This is a genomic window from Nocardioides stalactiti (assembly GCF_014180715.1).
GTDB classification, from domain to species: Bacteria; Actinomycetota; Actinomycetes; order Propionibacteriales; family Nocardioidaceae; genus Nocardioides; species Nocardioides stalactiti.
The window spans coordinates 13,703-33,414 of the sequence record NZ_JACEFC010000041.1 but is presented as its reverse complement, the minus strand read 5'-3'; the positions used below and the strand labels follow the sequence as shown (position 1 = coordinate 33,414).

The following is a 19,712-nucleotide window of genomic DNA, read 5'->3' as shown; positions in this document are numbered from 1 at the left end:
TCCGTTCACGGACCCCCAGGTGGCCGAGCGGCTCGGCCTCGGCGCAGCCGTCGTCCGCCACACGCTGCAGCGGCTCGAGGCCCAAGGCCGGGTGCTGGCTGGCGAGTTCCGACCGACCGGCGTGGGCGACGAGTGGTGCGACGCCGAGGTCCTCCGCCGGCTGCGCCGCCGCTCGCTGGCCAAGCTGCGCCACGAGATCGAGCCGGTCGACCCGGTCGCGCTCGCCCGGTTCGCCGCCGCGTGGCAGAACGTCGCCCCCTCCGGGCGCGGTCTGCGCGGCATCGACGGGGTCCTCCGCGCGGTCGAGCAGCTCGCCGGTGCCCCGGTCCCCGCCTCGGCCCTCGAGCCACTCGTGCTGGCGGCCCGGGTCCGCGACTACGAGCCCGCCTACCTCGACGAGCTCACCGCGACCGGCGAGGTCGTGTGGGCGGGCCACGGCGCCCTGGCCGGGAGCGACGGTTGGGTCTCGCTCCACCTGGCCGACCAGGCCCCGCTCACCCTCCCCGAGCAGTCCGTCCCCGTCGACGACCCGCTCCAGCAGCAGGTCCTCGACGCACTCGCCCCCGGCGGCGCGTGGTTCTTCCGTCAGCTCAGCGACACCATCGCGGCGCGACGGCTCACCGACGGGCATGCGCCCGCGACCGTCGGTGACGCCGATCTGAGCGCCGCCCTCTGGGCGCTGGTGTGGTCGGGCCGGGTCACCAACGACACGCTGGCGCCGCTGCGCGCCCTCACCCGCGCGGGTCGGCCGGCCCACCGCAGCCGCCCGGCGGCCCCGCGCCCCGGACGGGTGGCCCGCTCCGGACCCCCGGAGACGGCGGGTCGGTGGGCTCTGCTGCCCGCCCTCGACGCCGACCCGACCCGGCGTGCGCACGCGACGGCCGAGCGCCTCCTCGACCGTCACGGCGTCGTCACCCGCGGGGCCGTCGTCAGCGAGCGCGTCCCCGGCGGGTTCGCCGCCGTCTACCGGGTCCTCGCCGCGTTCGAGGAGTCCGGCCGCTGCCGACGCGGCTACTTCGTCGACGGGCTGGGCGCCGCCCAGTTCGGTACGTCGGGCTCGGTCGACCGACTGCGTACCTTCGCCTCCGTGGCCGAGCACGACAAGCCGGTCGCGCTCGCGCTGGCAGCCACCGACCCGGCCAACCCCTACGGCGCGGCGCTGCCCTGGCCGACCGGCGACAACGCCGACGGGGACGGCGAGGGCGGCGGCCATCGGCCCGGCCGCAAGGCGGGCGCGATCGTGGTCCTCGTCGACGGTGTCCTGGTCCTCTACGTCGAGCGCGGAGGCCGCACGCTGCTCACCTGGAGCGACGACGCGGACCTGCTGGGTCCGGCGGCCGAGGCCCTCTCGACCGCGGTCCGTCGCGGCACGCTCGGCCGGCTCACCGTCGAGAAGGCCGACGGTGCCCCGCTGCTCGGCGCCGGTCCGAGCGTCCTGCGCGCCGCGCTCGATGCTGCCGGGTTCGTCGCCACCCCGCGCGGGCTCCGGATCCGTGCCTGAGGGCGACGCCGTCTTCCTCACGGCCCGACGGCTCGACCGCGGGCTCGCCGGGCAGGTGCTCACCGCCAGCGACTTCCGCTGGCCGTCGTTGGCGACCGTCGACCTGTCGGGGTCTCGGGTGATCGGCACCGGCACCCACGGGAAGCACCTGCTGACCCGCCTCGACCACGAGGGCAGCCTGCTGACGCTGCACACCCACCTGAAGATGGAGGGCGTGTGGCGGGTGGTCGACCGGGGTCGGCGCTGGCCGCGGCCCGCCCACGAGGCCCGCGTGGTGCTGAGGACCGAGGGGCGCGAAGCGGTCGGCTTCGCCCTGGGGATCGTCGAGCTGCTGCCGACCGCCGACGAGCAGGCCGTCGTGGGGCACCTCGGGCCGGACCTGATGGACGACGACTTCGACCGGGACGAGGCGTTGCGCCGGCTCCTCGCCGACCCCGACCGTCCGCTCGGCGAGGCCCTGCTCGACCAGACGGTCGTCGCCGGGATCGGCACGATCTACCTCGCCGAGACCTGCTTCCTCCAGGGCCTCCACCCGCTGGCGCCGGTTCGCGCCGTGCGCGACCCCGCCCGCCTGCTGGAGCGTGCCCACCAGCTCCTCCGTGCCGGGGTCTACCACGGCCGGCCGACCACGACCGGTGACCGGCGGGGCGGCACCTGGGTCTACCGGCGCCAACGGCAGTCCTGCCAGCGGTGCGGTAGCCGGGTGGTGGCCGGGGAGGTCGGTGGCCGGGGTCGCGAGCGCACGACGTACTGGTGCCCGTCCTGCCAGCCTGAGATCTCGCTGTGAGCCTCACCGCACTGGGAACGGCGTCCGCGGGTACCGCGTTGATAGAAGCGTGCACCACCACTTCAACGGACTGAAGACCGCCGCACTGTTCGGGGCCATCATCGCCCTCCTGCTCGCCGTCGGCGGCGCCATCGCCGCGGCGACGGGCAACGCGCTGTTCCTCTGGCTGTTCGCCCTCATCGGCGTCGGCACCACCGCCTACGGCTACTGGAACTCAGACAAGCTGGCGATCCGCGCGATGCGCGCCTACCCGGTCACCGAGGCGCAGGCTCCGGCGATCCACCGGATCGTCCGCGAGCTCTCCGAGCGGGCCGGTCAGCCGATGCCCCGGCTCTACGTGTCGCCGACGCAGGCACCCAACGCCTTCGCGACCGGTCGCAACCCGGCCAACGCCGCGGTGTGCTGCACCGAGGGCATCCTGCGCCTGCTCGACGAGCGCGAGCTGCGCGGCGTGCTGGGCCACGAGCTCATGCACGTCTACAACCGCGACATCCTCACCTCGTCGGTCGCCGCGGCCATCGCCGGCGTGATCAGCTCGATCGGCCAGTTCCTGGCCTTCACCTCGATCTTCGGCGGCAGCGACGAGGAGCGCCCGAACCCGCTGGCCATGATCGCGACGGCCCTGCTGGCGCCGTTCGCCGCGATGGTCATCCAGATGGCGATCAGCCGGACCCGCGAGTACGACGCCGACGAGGACGGCGCACGCCTGACCGGCGACCCGCTCGCCCTGGCCTCGGCCCTGCGCAAGCTGGAGCACGGCACCCAGCGGGCGCCGCTCCCGCCGACGCCGGAGCTGCAGAACGCCAGCCACCTGATGATCGCCAACCCGTTCCGAGCGCAGGACGTGGGTCGTCTGTTCGCGACCCACCCGCCGATGGCCGACCGGATCGCCCGCCTGGAGCGGGCAGCACTGCAGCAGCGCTAGGCAGCGGCGGAGGCGACGACCTGGTCCGGCTGCGTGCGGAGCGGGGTGGGGGCGGTGGCGCCCTCTTCGACCGCAACCGCGTCGGCGACGTCGCGGAGGACCTGCGAGAGCGGGACCTCGAGCGCATCGCACAGCGAGGCGAGCAGCTCGGAGGAGGCTTCCTTCTGGCCGCGCTCGATCTCGGAGATGTAGCCGAGGCTGACCCGAGCGACACCGGAGACCTCACGGAGGGTCAGACCGAGCTCGGAGCGGCGCTCGCGCAGCACGTCACCGAGCATTCGTCGGAACAGCGCCATGCCGATCTCCTCTCGTCTTCTGGTCCATCGGCGAGGTCCACCGCGGCCTGAGCGACTGCGGCGTGGAGCCAACGCTACCCGAGCCCCGGATGTTCCGGTGCGCGACCGGCCGACGACCTCGCCTCGGCCTCCATCATGCCCCCGAGCGCCGACAACGCGTCGGAGACGGTCGCGATCTGGATAACGGACCGGTCACCGTCGAGCGCGAGCCGCCTCACCTCGGTGCCGCTCGGACCCGCGATCCCGACATAGACCGTGCCCACCGGGTGCCCCTCCTGGGTGTCGGGACCGGCGACCCCGGTGGTGCTCAGGCCGTAGGTCGTCCCCAGCAGGTCCCGGACCCGTTCGGCCATGGCGCGCGCACACGCCTCCGACACCACGCCGTGCTCGGCCACCAGGCCGGTGGGGACGCCGAGGACGTCGGTCTTGACCTCCGTCGCATAGCTGACGATCCCGCCCACGAAGGCGGCGGAGGCTCCCGGTGTCTCCGTCAGCCGGGCCGCGAGCCGACCGCCGGTGAGCGACTCCGCCGTCGCCACCGTCGCGCCGGCCGCGGTCAGTCCCTGGATGATCGCGGCCGGTTCGGTCATGCCCGGATGCTACGGGTTGACCGTCAACGTGGCCGTCCCCGTCGCCGTCCGGACCGACCCGTCACCGGCATACCGGATCGTCACCTCGTACGGCGTCGCGCTGGCCGGCAGCCGGTTGCCGGCGACGTTGACCGTCGCCGCGCCGTCCACCAGGTCGGCTGCCCCGAGCGTCACCCCGCCGGCGGTGAGGACCACGCGGCCGGTCGGCACCACGTTGAAGGCCTTCACCTTCACCGCCATCGTCGTACCGGTCCCGAACCGGATCGTCTTGTCGGTCCCGGTGACCGTCGGCGTCGCCTTCTGGACCACCAGCGTCGTCGTCACCGTGGCCGGCTTGACGAAGGTGTCGCCGGCGTAGGTCACGGTCACGGTGTGCGTGCCGACGGGCAGCTTCTTCGCCAGGATCGTCGCGGCGGTGACGCCGTCGGTCAGGGTCCCGGTGCCGAGGGTCACGCCGCCCGAGGAGAGCACCACGCGACCGGTCGGGACGACGTTGACCGCGCCCACCCGGACCGCCATCGTCGTGCCTCGGCCGTACTCGACGGTGGTGCGCGTCCCGACCACCGTGGGCGTCGCCCGGGTCACCGTCAGCGTCGCCGTGGTGCTGCCGGGATGGACCGCTGCATCGCCCAGGTAGGACACGGTCACCTCGTGGGTGCCCGGCGCGAGCTTCTTGCCGGCGACCGGCGCGTCGACCGCGCCGTCCACGAGGGTCCCGCCCCCGAGGACCACGTCACCCACCGACAGCACCACGGAACCGGTGGGTGTGACGCCCTCGGCCGCGACCTCGACGTGCATCGTCGTCCCGCGGCCGTAGGCCAGCGACACGTCGCTGCCCGTCACGGTCGGGTCGACGACCACCGGCTCGTCCTCGCCGATGCCGACGATCTCCGGGTTGTGGTCGGACGCGCTGAACGGGGCCTCGGAGTAGAGCTGCGCCGCGTTGTAGTTGTAGCGGGTGTACTGGTTGAAGACCGTCTCGTTGGAGTTGATCTCCCAGATGTCGACGCCGGCGACCTGCGCGGCGGCCGCCGGGTTGGCGAGCACGTGGTCGAGCGAGCCGACCTGGCCGTCGAAGTTGTAGGACCACTCCCCCTCGGGCGCGAGGTTCTCGTAGCCCTCGCCGTAGAGGACCTGCATCGGGTCCTCCTCGGAGTAGGCGTTGAAGTCGCCGGTCAGGAAGACCGCCTCGACGCCCCGTTCAGCGGCGAAGTCCTCGGCATAGACCGCCAGCGCCTCCGCCTGCGCGACACGACTCGGGTTGGAGGCGCCCTGACCGGTGCCGTCGTCGGTGCCGGAGCCCTTCGACTTGAAGTGGTTGACGATGACGGCGAACTCGCTGTCGGCGTCGCCACCGAGCGGCTTGAAGACCGCCGCGAACGGCTCCCGCGCGTTCGCGAACGCCGAGACGTCGAAGAGCATGTCGGCGCCGCCGACGGTCTCCACCGTCGCCGGCTTGAAGATGAGGCCCTGCCGGATCACGTCCTGCTCGGCGAGGTTCTCGGGCAGTGATGCCGAGGCCGGCGAGGCCACGAAGTCCCAGGTGCCGGCCCCGGCGTCCTCGTTGAGCGCGTCGACCAGCGCGGCGAGCGCCTCGTCGCGGTCGTGGCCGTCGACCTGCAGGCTGTTCTCGATCTCCTCCAGCGAGACGACGTCGGCGTCGAGGGCGTTGATCGCGTTGACGATCTTGGCTTCCTGGCGCAGGAAGTTCTCCACGTCCCACGCGCCGCGGGCGTCGCAGCTCGGGCGGATCGCGATCGGGTTGCCGTCCCGGTCCTCGTAGGCCTGGCAGCCCGCCAGGTCCTCGCCGAGCGTCGTGAAGTAGTTGAGCACGTTGAACGTCGCGAGCCTGACGTCACCGCCGACGTCCTCGGGCAGCGCAGGCCGGTCCTGCTCGAAGGTCACCAGACCGGTCGGCTCCTCGACGACCTGGTGGACGGGTTGCACCTTCCAGCCGAAGCGGTAGTCGAGGACCACCGGCTGGTCGAACGTGACCGCGGCCCCGACCCGGACCTGGTGGTCCGGCGTGAAGTACGGGAACGGGGTGTCCTGGCCCGCCGCGTTGTTGCTGGTGTTCCAGTACGTCGTGCTGGACCCGTCGTCGAGCAGCACCCGGTGAGCGTCGTTGTAGGCCTTCCGCGCGTTGATCGCCGCGGTCGCCTGGGCGTCGATGATCTCGGTCGGGCTGATCAGCGGGACGCTCGAGTTGGCGGCGAGGCCGACCTCACCGACGAAGTTCGGGTTGTTGGCGGCCCCCGGGATGTAGGGCGACCCGTCGTAGACGTCGGTGACCGTGAAGTCCCCGGTCGGCTGGAAGGCCTCGCCCTCCATCTCCTCCCGGGCGGCCTCGAGCGCCGCGCCGGTCAAGCAGCCGGTGCCGGGCAGAGCGCAGTCGGTGCCCGGGATGACGGTGTTGGGGACGACGTCGCCGAGGTCGGCGACCGGCGTCACCGTGGTCGCGTTGGTCTCGGTGGGCGAGCTGGACTCGACTGCCGTGCCGGTGACCTCGACCGAGTCGCCGAGAGCCAGCGTGCTCTCGTCGAAGGAGCCGCCGAAGACGAAGATGCCGTCGGAGCGGCCGGGCGTGGTGTCGGGCCCGGGCGTCTGGAGGTAGAAGCCGTTGAAGCCGCCGGTCGGGAACGTCGCGGTGACGACACCGCTGACGGTCACCGTCTGGTTGAGGACCGGCGTCGCGGCCCCGGAACCCTGGACGTCCGCGATCTCGTCGACCTCGACCGGGTCTCCCCCGCCGCCGCCCGACGCGCCGTTCGGCAGGCCCTTGGTGTGGAGGACCGGCCCGGCCCACGACCCGTCGGGCTGCCGCTGGATCGACTGGTCGCCAGCGGTGGCATTGGTCTCGACGGCCGATCCGGTGTCGACCGAGGTCGTGCTGACCCCCGGGGTCCCGAGGGTCGCGGTGATCGACCCCTCGTAGGAGACGAACTCGACCACACCCCCGCCGGCGTTGACGAGGGCGACGCCGTCGGGCGAGCCGTTCTGGAGGATCCCCCCGCTCACGGTCGGGAAGGTGACGACCCAGGTGCCGTTGCCGTCGGCCTGGTCGGCCACGGTCCCCGAGAGGTTCTCCGTGCGATAGACGGTGTTGTTCGCGCCGTTGACGAGCTGGAGCTTCCATCCGGTCAGGTCCGTCCCGGCCGGCGCCGTGACCTCGACGAACTCACCGACGCCACCGGCGTCGTTGGCGGTGAGGTCGTCGTAGTGGAGCTCGGAGATGAACACTGCGCCGACCGCGTGGACGGGGCCCGGGCTCACGCCGAGGGCGAGGCCGGACGAGGTCAGGCCGAGCCCGAGGGCAGCGGCGAGGAGGTTTTTCGATGAGCGCACAGGGGGTCTCCGAGGGAGGTCGAGGGGAAAAGAAGGGGGCCGACCCTCGCGGGCCGGCCCCCTTCCTGGTGCTACGGGTTGACGGTGAGCGTCGCCGTCCCGGTGCCGGTCTTCACCGAGCCGTCACCGGCGTAGCGGATCGTGACGTCGTACGGCGTCGCGCTCGCCGGCAGGCGGTTGCCGGCGACGTTGACCGTCGCCGCCCCGTCGACCAGGTCGGCTGCACCGAGGGTGACACCGTTGGACGTCAGGACCACGCGGCCGGTCGGGACCACACCGGTGGCCTTGACCCGCACGAGCATCGTCGTGCTCGTGCCGAACCTGATCGTCTTGTTCGTCCCGGTCACCGTCGGCGTCGCCTTGGTGACGGTCAGCGTCGCCGTCGCCGTGCCGGGCTTGACGAGCTCGTCCCCGGCGTAGGTGATCGTCACCGTGTGCGTCCCGACGGGGACCCGCTTGGCCGCGATCGTCGCCGACGCGACACCGTCGGCCAGGGTGCCTGTCCCGAGCACCACGTCACCGACCTTGAGGACCACCCGACCGGTCGGGACCACGCCGGCGGCGTTGACCCTCACGTTCATCGTCGACGCCGTGCCGTACTCCATGGTCCGGTTGGTCCCCACCACCGTCGGCGTGGCCTTGGAGACCACCAGGGTGGCCGTGGCCGTGCCGGGCTTCACGAAGTCGTCGCCCTGGTAGGTGATCTCCACCGTGTGGGTGCCGACCCCGACCTTCCTGGCCGCGATCGAGGCTGCCGCGACGCCGTCGGTCAGGTTGCCCGTGCCGAGGGTGACGTCGCCGACCTTGAGGATCACGCGTCCGGTCGGGACCACGTTGGTGGCGCCCACCCGGACGGCCATCGAGGTGCCCTTGCCGTACTCGACCGTCGTGCGGGTCCCGAGCACCGTCGGCGTCGCCTTGGTGACCGTGAGCGTCGCCGTCGTGCTGCTCGGCTTCACCGATCCGTCACCGAGGTACTGGACGGTGACCTCGTGGGTCCCGGGCGAGAGCTTCTTGCCCCCGATGCTCGCCTCGACCTGGCCGCCGCTCAGGGTGCCGCCGCCGAGGACCACGTCCCCGGAGGAGAGAACCACGTTGCCCGTCGGCGTCACGCCGGTCGCGGAGACCTCGACGTGCATGGTCGTGCCGACGCCGTAGGTGAGCGAGGTGTCGGTGCCCGTGACCGACGAGTCGGCCTTGACGATGGTGACCGGAACGATCACCTCGGTGCCCGTCGTCTCGCCCACCAGGGTGAGGTTCTGGGCCCCCGTCGGCACACCGGCCGGCAGCGGGACATCGACGTGAGCCGTGCCGTACTGGTCGAACACGGCGGTGCCGATGGTGTTGTCGAGGGTCGCCGTACCGAGCTCGGTGTCGCCGATCTTCACGACGACCTCGGTGTCCTTGGCGTCCGCTGCCGTCGACATCGTCCAGGACGCCACGTCGAGCTCGACGTCGCCGCCGACCACGTAGTCGTCCGCGACGTTGTGGACCTCGACCGCCCGCTGGCTGTAGTCGACCGGCAACGGCGTGTCAGCGGTGTTCTCGGCCATGTAGGCGACCATCGCCTGCAGGTCGGTGACGCCCCACTGCTCCTTGTCCGTCCCGCCCGCGAAGGCGCGGAAGTTGTCGCCACCCGTGGCGAGGAACGCGTTCACCGTGACGGAGTACGACGTCGCCGGGTCGATCGGGACGCCGTTGAGCCACATCCCGGTGACCTCACCCTGGAAGGTGTTGACGCCGTTCACGACGACCGGGGTCTCCACGTAGGTGTAGGTGAAGCCCTTCGACACACCGAGCCGCAGGAACGGTCGCGACGGCACCGTGCCCGAGGGCCCGTCGGCCGTGCGCTGCCACTGCTGCTCGAGCGCGGACTCGATCTGGGCACCGGTCATGTCCATGTTGGTCAGACCGTTGGCGAACGGCTGCACCACGGCGGCCTGCCGGTAGGTCAGCTCACGGACACCCTCGGTGACCGTGCCGACCATGTCGGCACGCAGACCACCGGGGTTCATGAACGCGATCTGCGCCCCACCCTGCTCGGCCGGCGTCTGGTCGCGCTGGACCTCGGCCACCAGGTTGCCCAGGGTGGACTCGCCACCACGGTTCTCGCTGGTGCCGTTGGCGAGCTTGGCCCGGTTGAACGGGCCTGCGATCTCGCCGAGCACCTGCGAGCCGATCGGAGCGGCGAAGGCGATCGCGTCGTGCACGATCGAGACCACGGCCGGGTCCTCCGGGTAGGTCGCCTCGGTCAGCGCCAGCGTCGTCTGGGACTTCGCGGTGACGGCGCCGGTGGCGTCGTCGACCGTGAACACCAGCTTGTTGAGGTTCTGGCCGTACTGACCGGCCGAGACCACCGGACGCTTGGTGACGTCGCGGCCCTCGTCGACCCAGTCCTGGACCGTGAAGTCGCAGTTGTAGGCCAGGTGGGTGTGGCCGGAGATGATCGCGTCCACGTCCGACGACGTGTTCTGGGTGATGTTGCCCCAGACGGTCGCCGGGTCGGTGAAGTTCGCGTTGGCACAGGACGTGCTCGGCGACCCCTCGTGGACCAGCAGGATGACGATCTCCGCGCCGGCCAGCTTCAGCTGCTCAGCGGCGAGGTTGGTCGCGTCCACGATGTCGGTGACCGTGACCCCCTCGATGCCACCGGGCGAGACGAGCGCCGGGAGCTCCTCGGTGACCGCGCCGACGAAGCCGACGTCGATGCCGTTGATCGTCTTGGTCCACGTCGCCGCCAGGTCGTCCCGATCCCCGGGCTCATCGACGTTGGCCGCGATGTACTCCCAGTCGGCCAGGGTCTCGACGCGGCCCACGAGGTCCTCGTAGCCCTGGTCGAACTCGTGGTTGCCCGCGGCCGAGACCTCGAGGCCGGCCTCGTTGAGCGCCTCGATCGTCGGCTCGTCGTCCTGGACGAAGGACTCGAACGTCGTCGCGCCGATGAGGTCGCCGGCCGCGGCGAACACCGTGTTGGGGTTCTCGTTCCGCAGCTGCTTGACCGCCGAGGAGAGCACAGCGGCCGGGCAGGTGACCGGACCCGCCGCGTTGGGCAGCACGTCGTTGCAGTTCAGGCCTGCCGGGGTCTCGTCCCGGAGCAGACGACCGTGGAAGTCGTTGGTGCCCAGGACCTGGATCTCGGTGGTCTCCCGCTCCACGGCGATCGTCACCGGGACCTCGGTGCCGGTCGAGGCGCCGGTCAGCAGCAGCTCCCAGTCACCGGTCTCGGCGTCCGCCGGGACCTCGAAGCTGACGGTGGCGGTGCCGTAGTTGTCGTACGGCTTGTTGCCGATCGTGTTGTCGAGCGTCGCCGTGTCGACCACGGTGTCGCCGTCCTTGGCCTGCAGCTCGGTGTCCTTGGCGTCCGCGGCGGTGGACATGGTCCACGACGCGACGTCGAAGGTCACCGTGTCGCCCGGGGCGTAGGTGGCCGGGGCAGCCGGCGGGAACTCCACCTCGACGGCACGCTGGCTGTAGTCGACCGGCAGCGGCGCGGAGGCGGTCTGCGCCTCCATGTAGTCGACCGTCGCCTGGAGGTCCACCACCCCGGTGTCGACCTTGCCGGCCCCGTTGGCCAGCTCGAAGAAGTTGTCCCCACCGGTGCCGAGGAACGAGTTCACCGTCACCGAGTACGTCGCCGCCGGGTCGATCGCGACCCCGTCGAGCCACATCCCGGTGACCTCACCCACGAAGGTGTTGACCGGCGCGGCGTTGGGCGCGTTGACCGTCACCGGCGTCTCGACGTAGGTGTAGGTGAAGCCCTGGGACACACCGAGCCGCAGGAACGGGCGCGACGGGACCGAGCCGGTCGCCGTGCGCTGCCACTGCTGCTCGAGGACGGTCTCGATCTGCGCGCCGGTCAGGTCCATGTTGACCAACGTGTTGGCGAACGGCTGGACGTTGGCGGCCTCGCGGTAGGTGAGGTCGCGCGCGGCGCCGTTGAGGACGCCCACCATGTCCGCGCGGAGACCGCCCGGGTTCATGAAGGCGATGTCCGCCTCGACGCCCTGGTCCGGCAGCTGGGTGGCCCAGCGCTGGATCTCGGCGACCTGGTTGCCCAGGGTGGACTCGCCACCGCGGTTCTCCGTGGCGCCGGCCGAGGAGTTGTAGGACGCCCGGTTGAACGCGCCCTCGATCTGGCCCAGGACGTCGTCGCCGACCTCGTCGGCGTAGTCGACGGCGTCGTCGACGATCGTCTGGACGTCGGGGTCGACCGCGTAGCCGACACCCGCCGTGGCGAGGATGTCCTGCTCGATCTCGAGCAGCTCACCGGTCGTGGTGTCGAGGTTGAAGACGAGCTGGTTGAGGTTGGTGCCGTACTGGCCGGCCGAGACCACGGGGCGCCGCTTGACGGTGCGCTCGGGGTCGCTCTCCCAGGAGTCGACGGTGTAGCGGCAGTTGTAGGCCAGGTGCGTGTGGCCGGAGATGATCGCGTCGACCACCGGTGAGGTGTTCTCCACGATGTTGCCGAACACCGTGGCCGGGTCGGTGAAGGTCGAGGAGAGGCAGTCGGTCGTCGGGGAGCCCTCGTGGACCAGCAGGACGATGATGTCCGCGCCGGCCAGCTCGAGCGCCTCGGCCTCCGCGTTGACCGACTCGACGACGTCGAGGACCTCGACGCCGGCCAGGCCGGCCGGGTTGACCAGGCCGGGCAGGTCCTCGGTCACCGCGCCGACGAAGCCGATCTCGACACCGTCGACCGTGGTGACCCAGCTCTCGGCGAGGTTGTCCTCACCCTCCGGCTCGTCGATGTTGGTGGCGATGTACTCCCACTCCGCACCACCCAGCGGGTTGGTGGTCGGGTCGTAGGGCGCGATCACCCGGTTGACGAGGTCGTCGTAGCCGAGGTCGAACTCGTGGTTGCCGACCGAGGACACGTCGAGGTCCATCTCGTTGAGCGCGTCGATCGTCGGCTTGTCCTTCTGGACGAAGGACTCGAACGTCGAGGCGCCGATCAGGTCACCGGCAGCGACGAACAGGGTGTTCGGGTTCTGCGCGCGAAGCTCCTCGATCGCCGTGGCGAACGGCGCTGCGCCGGCGGCGTTGCCGCCGTCGGGCAGCAGGCGACCGTGGAAGTCGTTGGTGCCGAGGACCTGGATCTGCTTCGTCGTGGTCGGGGTGAAGTCCGGCACGTCGAGACCGACGATCTCCGGGTTGTGGTCCGACGTCGCGAACGGGTTGCCCGCGTCGAAGAAGATCGTCGCGTTGTAGTTGTAGCGGCTGTACTGGTAGGCCACCGACTCGTTGGCGTTGATCTGCCAGATGTCAGCGCCGGTCACCATCTCCATCGCGGCCTCGTTGCCGAGGACGTGGTCGAGCGAGCCGTAGAGGCCGCTGAAGGAGTAGCTCTCCTCGTTCGGGTCGTCGGTCGACTCGATGAGCTCGTAGCCACCGTCCTCGAGCGCGTGGATCGGCGCCTCCTCCGTGTAGGAGTTGAAGTCACCGGCGAGGAACACCGCCTCGATGTCACGAGCAGCAGCGAACTCGTCGGCGAAGGTCACCAGGCGCTGCGCCTGACGGACCCGGTCACCGTTGAAGGCACCGGTCCAGGTGCCGGCCGCGTTGTCGCCCGTCGCGAGCGGCGCCGGGGAGGCGTTGTCGCCCTTGGACTTGAAGTGGTTGACCACGACGGCGAAGGCGTCGCTGTTGGGCGCACCGGCCGCCTTGAACGCCTGGGCCAGCGGCTCGCGGGCGTTGGCGAACTGGGTGGTGCCGAAGAGGATGTCGGACTGGCCGACCGGGCGGACCAGCGCCGGCTGGTAGATGAACGCCGGACGGATCACGTCCTGCTCGGCGACCGCCGCAGCGGTCGTCGCCTCACCGGGGCTCCGCACGAACTTCCACTTCTGGTCGCCGGCGGCCACGTTGAGCAGGTCGACCAGGTAGGACACCGCGTCGTCGCGGTTGGTCTCGCCGGGCAGCTTGATGGAGTTCTCCATCTCCTCCAGCGCGATGATGCTGGAGTCCATGGTGTTGATCGTGTGGACGAGCTTGGCCTGCTGGCGGGCGAGGCTCGCCGTGGTCGCGGCACCACGCGGGCCGCTGCCGTTGTTGGTGTTGGCCTCGTTGGTCGGCGTGTCCGGGTTGTCGAGGTTCTGGACACCGCAGGAGTCGTTGCCGATCCGGTTGCCCTCACGGTCGTTGAAGTAGGTGCAGCGCAGGTCCTGCGGCGGGTTCGTCGCGTTGTCCGCGGCCGCGTAGGCCTCACCGGTGGTGTTGAAGAAGTTGAGGACGTTGAACGTCGCGATCGTGATGTCGCCCTCGACGTCGATCGGCTCCAGGTTGGTCGCGCGGGTGTCCTCGAAGGTCGCCACGCTGCTGCCGCTGTCGGTGACCTGCTGGCGCGGCTGGAACTTCCAGATGCCGTTGCGCCAGTCGAGGATCACCGGCGAGACGAGGCTGGCCTCGGCACCCACCCGCGGCGGGGACGCGGTACCGGTCAGCCACGGCAGCGGGATCGCCTTGTTGGTGTTGTTGCCCAGGTAGTTGAGCGTCGAGCCGTCGTCGAGCGTGACGAGCCGGGCCGCGTTGTCGGCGACGATGGCGTCGATCGCGGCAGTGTCGTCGGGGGCGGCGTACTCGGTCGGCTGGCGCAGCGGCGTGGAACCGGTGGCGAGCGCGATCTCGGCGAAGCCGTTGGTCTGGAAGTTGTTGGTGACCGTGAACTCGTCGGTCGGGTCGAGGAGCATGCCCTCCTGCTTCTCACGACCGGTGTCCGTCGTCGGGTAGGCGATCTCCTTGGCCACCACCGGGTCGAGCGCGACGCCCAGCTCGACCACCGCAGCGGGGCTGGCGGGCGTGATCTGGGTGCTGTCGAAGAATTCGCTCACCGGACCGGTGACCCGCACCGAGTCACCGAGCACGATCCCGGCCGGGATGTTGGCGGCGTTGGTGCCGCCGAAGATGAAGAGCGCGTCGGAGGCGTCCGGCGTGGCGGCGGGGCCGCCACCGGTGCCGCCGGTCTGGATGAACATGCCGTTGAAGCCACCGGTGCGGTAGAGCGCGGTGACGACACCGGTCGTGGTCTTGACGTCACCGGCGGTGTTGCCCGTCTCCGGAGCGAACGGCGAGCGCGCGCCGGTGCCCTGGATCTCGGCGATCGGGGTGATCTCGGGAGCGGCGTTGACCGTGAACGTGAAGGTCTCGGTGTCGGTCGCGGCCGTCGGCGCTGCCGAGTCGGTCGCGGTCACGGTGACCGAGCAGGTGCAGGTCGCGCTCGGCGTGCCCGAGACCTCACCGGTGGTCTCGTTGATGCTCACGCCGGTCGGCAGGCCGTCGGCGGACCAGGTGTAGGGCGCCACGCCGCCGGTGGCGGCCATGGTGAACGGGGCGATCGCCAGGCCGACCTCACCGGTCTTGTTGCCGGGCGCCGTCACCGCGAGCGGCGTCGGCTCGGGGTCACCGGCACCGTGGGGCGTCATGCTGAGGTCGTCGACGGCCAGCCCGTCGTCGGAGCCCGACGCGTTGACGTCCGTCCACCGGATCCAGAAAGTCGCGTCAGGTGCGATCGTCAACCCGGAGACGGTGGCCGCGACGGCCGTGCGGTTCGCGGCGCTGTTGCCGTCGAGCGGCCCGACGGTGCCGACCACGAGGGGACCGGAGAAGTCGAGTGCGTTGGCATCGGTCCAGGTGCCGGTGGTCAGGCTGGTGGCGTCGAGGCTGTACTGGAAGTCGAGGCGGTCAGGAACGGCCCGGGCCGACGTTCCGAGCCGCCACTGCTCGCCCGTGTAGGCGACGTCGAGGGACGTGATCTCGGCGTCGGTGGCGTTGGTGAACGACGCGCCGATCGTGGGGATCACGGAGCCCGACTGGAGTCCGCCGAACGCCCGATCCGAAGCCGCGGTCGCTCCGAAGCTGTAGGTGTTCCCCGAGTTGGAGCTCCCGTTGCCACCGAGGTACGTGGTGTTGGCGCCCGTGCCGGTCTCGCTCAGCTCCCACCCGGCAGGCAGGGTCGAGCTCGGGGTCGCCGTGTCCGTGGACAGGGTGTCGAAGTTCTGCGTGTAGGCCACGTCGAGCGTCGACAGCGAGACGGCCGCGGCATGAGCCGCAGGCGCGGGGGCGACGCTGAGACCGGTGACGGCCAGACCGAGACCGAGCAGACCGAACAGGACCTTGGGGCGTGAAGACATGGCGCACTTTCCACGGGAACGAGCACAGCAGGGAGCCTGCCTCGTGTCGTGGCGCGCTGCTGAACCGGTGACGAGCAGGTGGTGGGGGAAGTCACACGGACCTTAAGTCGGATCACCGACAGTTGTGCAACCTTCACGGAAAACCTGACGCGAAGATTTCGCGACGAAACGCGATTTTCAGTCCGGCTGAGCGTGAAATGTCTAGACAGGTGTCGAAAGAATTTACTTTCGGACCTCTCAGGAAGCGGCCTTCTCGGCCGCCTCGGCGGCCGCCTTCCGGCCGCGGATGTCGTGCCGCTGACGCCAGACGTCGCGGAAGAACTCGTAGCCGGACCACAGGGTGAGGACGAAGGCGACGACGAGCATCACCAGTGCGACGACGTACGCGACCTCGCCCGGGACCTCGAGCCAGTCGGCGAGGCCGCTGTCGAGGAGGGGCAGGGTCAGCAGGCTGAGCGCGCCGGCCTGGGCCGTGGTCTTCCACTTGCCGCTGTTGGCCGCCGCGACGACGACGGCCTTGAGGATCGAGAGGCGGAGCAGCGTGACCGCCCACTCGCGGACGAGCACGATGATCGTGATCGTCCACATCCACCAGCTGTCCATGATGATCGCGAGGCCGACGAACGCCATGCCAGTGATCGCCTTGTCGGCGATCGGGTCGGCGATCTTGCCGAAATTGGTGACCAGGTTGTGCTTGCGGGCGATGTCGCCGTCGATCTTGTCGGTGATCATCGCGGCGACGAAGATCCCCCAGGCGATCGTGCGCCACATGACCGAGTCGCCGCCGTCGACGAGGAGCGCCCAGCCGTAGAACGGGACCGAGGCGATCCGGAGCGTGGTGAGCGCGTTGGGGACGTTCCAGTTGCTCGTCCGCGGAGCGTCGGTCGGCCCGCTGTCGGTGCTGCTCATCGCTTCTCTCCTGTCGCCTCGGCGACGAGGTCGACCCCGTCGCTCGCGACGACCACGGCCGTGACCAGGTCGCCGATCCTCGCTTCGGGGCAGCCCCGCACCAACGTGCTGCCGTCGACCTCGGGGCCCTGGTGGGCCGCCCGGCCCTCCACGTGCCCCTCGAGGTCGGTGTCAAGGTCCTCGACGAGCACCTCGACCGTCTCGCCGATCCGTTCCTCGGCGCGGTCGCTCGTCAGCGCAGCGACCAGGTCGGTCAGGTGAGCCACCCGGGCCCGGATCTCGTCCTCGTCGTGCTTGCCGTCGAACGACTCCGCCTCGGTGCCGTCCTCGTCGGAGTAGCCGAACACGCCCGTCACGTCGAGGCGGGCAGCGGTGAGGAAGTCGCAGAGGATCTGGAAGTCCTCCTCGGTCTCGCCGGGGAAGCCCACGATGACGTTGGAGCGGACGCCCGCCTCGGGCGCGTGCGACCGGACCTGGTCGAGCAGGCCCAGGAAGCTCTCCGGGTCGCCGAACCGCCGCATCCGGCGCAGCACCGCGTTGCTCGCGTGCTGGAAGGACAGGTCGAAGTACGGCGCGACGCCGGGCGTCGTGGCGATGGCCTCGATCAGGCCGGGCCGGGTCTCGGCCGGCTGGAGGTAGGACACCCGCACCCGGTCGATCCCGTCGATGGCCGCCAGCTCGGGGAGCAGCGTCTCGAGCAGCCGGAGGTCGCCGAGGTCCTTGCCGTAGGACGTCGAGTTCTCCGAGACGAGGAACAGCTCACGGGCGCCCTGGCCGGCGAGCCACACCCCTTCGGCGAGCACGTCGGAGGGCCGGCGGCTGACGAAGGAACCGCGGAACATCGGGATCGCGCAGAAGGTGCAGCGCCGGTCGCAGCCGCTGGCGAGCTTGAGCGCCGCCATCGGACCGGAGTCCAGGCGGGCCCGCGCCTCGAGGGTCGCGGGGCCGGCCGAGGGGCGGTCGGCAGGGCTGATCGGGAGCAGCTTGCGGCGGTCCTGCGGCGTGTGGGCGTGCGGCCGCTCCCCCGCCACGATCGACCGGAGCCGGGCGGCGATGTCGGTGTAGTCGTCGAAGCCGAGCACGGCGTCGGCCTCGGGCAGCGAGTCGGCGAGCTCGGAGCCGTAGCGCTCGGCGAGGCAGCCGACCGCGACCACGGCCTTCACGTTGCCACCCTCCTCGTCCTTGAGGTCGGCGGCCGCCAGCAGGGTGTCGATCGAGTCCTTCTTGGCCGCGTCGACGAAGCCGCAGGTGTTGACCACCACCGTGTCGGCGTCCTCGGGGTCGTCGACGAGCAGGAACCCGTCGGCGGCCAGCCGGCCCGCGAGCTCCTCGGAGTCGACGTCGTTGCGGGCGCAGCCGAGCGTCAGCAACGCGACCGACAGGGGCTCTCCGGTGACGGTGGGAACGGCGGCGGGCGCTTCAGGAATGGTCATGACTACCGGCAAGTATGGCGGTTCGCGCCCACCTTGAGCGAAACGCCGGAAGCCGCCCGCCCACCGCAGAACCCACCCGTGTCAGCAACCGGGGAGGGTCTTGTTGACCTCGATGCCGGTCTCCCCGAGCGCCGTCGGGTCCTTGCAGTCGACGGCGGCCGTGACGGAGCCGTCGGAGCTCCAGATCCGCACCGGCGGGACGACCTTCAGCTTCGCGGTCTGGCCGAACGCCAGCTGGCCCTTGAACTTGATGTCGCCGTTGCTGTCGCGGACGACGAGCTGGGCACCACCGGCGGGGGCGTTGAGGACGACGGGCACCTCGGTGCCCGCCGCGGCGCCGCGGTGGAGGCCGTCGCTGCCCATCTGCTTCAGCGACTGGGGCGGGTCGATGGGGACCGGACCGTCCATGACCAGACGGGCGATCGACCACACCAGCACCGCCGCCATCACCGCAGCGAGCAGGACCGACCAGTTGCGACCGCCCCGGGTGCCGCGGATCGAGCCGCCGACGCCCGTGGCGAGCTCCGACTCGAAGACCCGGCGCGGGTCGACGGGCGCGTCGGCGTAGGTCTCGTCGTAGGCCGCGACCAGCGGACCGGCCTCGATGCCCAGGACCCGGGCGAGCGTGCGCAGGTGGCCGCGGGCGTAGAAGTCGCCGCCGCACGGGCCGAAGTCGTCGACCTCGAGCGCCTCGATGACGTGGGGGCGGATACGAGTGCGCTCGGAGAGCTGGTCGACGGTCAGCCTCAGCCGGCTGCGGGCCGCTTCGAGCTGCGGACCGATGACGGGCTGGGGGGCCGGCCGGACCGCGACGTCGTCGAGGACCACCGTCAGCGTGTGCTCGGACCGGTCCTCCTGGAGGTCGACCAGGGCGTCCTCCTGGTCCTCCACGACCGTCTCGACCTGGAGCGCGTTGGCCCCCAGCGTCGGGTGCGTGGTCGTGCTGCCGCTGCCGTCCGCAGTCATCTCGACGCGGGCAGCGGACATGACCGGTCGCCCGGGCGCGAACGGCGGGCCGGCGTCCACCAGGTCCCGGGAGTCCGCCGGGGACTGGCTCGGAGGGCCGTAGCGGAAGCGCTTCTCGACCTCGGCAGCGATGCCGCGGCGCTCGATCCGGACCGTTTCCTCGTCCAGTGGCGGGACGTCGTCGACGTACGCGTCGGACGGCACCTCGACGCTCACCTCGTCGGTGGCGTCGGACGGATCGTGGTCGGACGGGCCGTCATAGGTGGCCTCGTCCTCGTCGAGCCCGGCCACGACCTCGACCACGTCGGCACGGCCGTCGGCGAGGTGGGCGAGCTCGTCGCTGACCGAGCCCGGGGCGGCGCCGACGATCCGGGTCGCCAGCGTGAGCGGCACGATGAGCTGCTGACCGCTGTCCCCCACGACGAGCAGGTGGCCGTCGTGGAGCGGCATCCGGCGCGGCAGGTGCTCGAGGCACTCGATGTCGTCCCAGGCGATGCCCTGCCAGGTGGCGCCCTCGCGCAGCCGGACGCCGAGCCGGTCGGCGACCAGCAGCGGCGCGCGGCCGTCCGCGACAGCCGCGAGGTGCAGGACGGTGATGGCGCCGAGGACCGCGAACGCGGCCCAGTCGAGCGGCCCGCCCCCGCCGAACGCACGCAGGGCGAACGCCCCGGTGAGGATGCCGGCGAGCGCACCGACGACCGCGGAGAGCACGACGTTGCGTCGTACCTCCACCTGGTCGACGTCGACCTCGTCGGTCTCCGTCTCGGCTGCCTCGTCGGCTGCCCGGTCGGTGTCGAGGAGCGGCAGGTCGGTGTCGAAGTACTGGTCGGTCAT

Annotated in this window: 10 protein-coding genes; 3 read left to right on the top strand and 7 right to left on the bottom strand. The window is 71.1% G+C overall.

Going from position 1 to position 19,712, the window contains the following annotated elements; all coding sequences use genetic code 11:
• The 3 genes from H0487_RS10395 to htpX form a co-directional block, all read left to right on the top strand.
• Positions 1-1,501 (top strand): Lhr family helicase (locus H0487_RS10395; protein ID WP_446685559.1); only part of this gene is annotated, 1,501 nt, incomplete at its 5' end.
• Positions 1,494-2,288, top strand: coding sequence for a DNA-formamidopyrimidine glycosylase family protein (locus H0487_RS10390; protein WP_183094164.1), 795 nt, complete (start codon positions 1,494-1,496; stop codon positions 2,286-2,288). The genes H0487_RS10395 and H0487_RS10390, both read left to right, overlap by 8 nt.
• 49 nt (positions 2,289-2,337) lie before the next feature.
• Positions 2,338-3,213, top strand: a complete 876-nt coding sequence (gene htpX, locus H0487_RS10385) for a zinc metalloprotease HtpX (RefSeq protein ID WP_183094163.1) — start codon at positions 2,338-2,340, stop codon at positions 3,211-3,213.
• On the opposite strand, the gene H0487_RS10380 is transcribed toward htpX, so the two are convergent.
• From H0487_RS10380 to H0487_RS22890, 7 genes are all read right to left on the bottom strand, one after another.
• Complete coding sequence (locus H0487_RS10380) at positions 3,210-3,515, bottom strand: helix-turn-helix domain-containing protein (RefSeq protein WP_446685560.1); 306 nt, start codon at positions 3,513-3,515, stop codon at positions 3,210-3,212. The two genes, htpX and H0487_RS10380, sit on opposite strands and share 4 nt — an antisense overlap.
• Before the next feature lie 68 nt (positions 3,516-3,583).
• Positions 3,584-4,099: a CinA family protein gene (locus H0487_RS10375; RefSeq protein WP_183094161.1), complete on the bottom strand. Its 516-nt coding sequence runs from the start codon at positions 4,097-4,099 to the stop codon at positions 3,584-3,586.
• Between the two features lie 9 nt (positions 4,100-4,108).
• On the bottom strand, positions 4,109-7,444 hold the full coding sequence (locus tag H0487_RS10370; protein WP_183094160.1) for an ExeM/NucH family extracellular endonuclease: 3,336 nt from the start codon (positions 7,442-7,444) through the stop codon (positions 4,109-4,111).
• Positions 7,445-7,515: 71 nt separating this feature from the next.
• A complete protein-coding gene (locus tag H0487_RS10365; RefSeq protein ID WP_183094159.1) occupies positions 7,516-15,570 on the bottom strand; it encodes an ExeM/NucH family extracellular endonuclease in 8,055 nt (2,684 codons plus the stop codon).
• Positions 15,571-15,807: 237 nt separating this feature from the next.
• Positions 15,808-16,479: a CDP-diacylglycerol--glycerol-3-phosphate 3-phosphatidyltransferase gene (gene pgsA, locus H0487_RS10360; RefSeq protein WP_183094158.1), complete on the bottom strand. Its 672-nt coding sequence runs from the start codon at positions 16,477-16,479 to the stop codon at positions 15,808-15,810.
• Positions 16,476-17,861 carry a 30S ribosomal protein S12 methylthiotransferase RimO gene (gene rimO / locus H0487_RS10355; protein ID WP_220793281.1) on the bottom strand — a complete coding sequence of 462 codons (1,386 nt, stop codon included), beginning with the start codon at positions 17,859-17,861 and terminating at the stop codon, positions 16,476-16,478. The genes pgsA and rimO overlap by 4 nt, the downstream gene beginning before the upstream one ends.
• Before the next feature lie 132 nt (positions 17,862-17,993).
• Positions 17,994-19,712: a helix-turn-helix domain-containing protein gene (locus H0487_RS22890; protein ID WP_220793279.1), complete on the bottom strand. Its 1,719-nt coding sequence runs from the start codon at positions 19,710-19,712 to the stop codon at positions 17,994-17,996.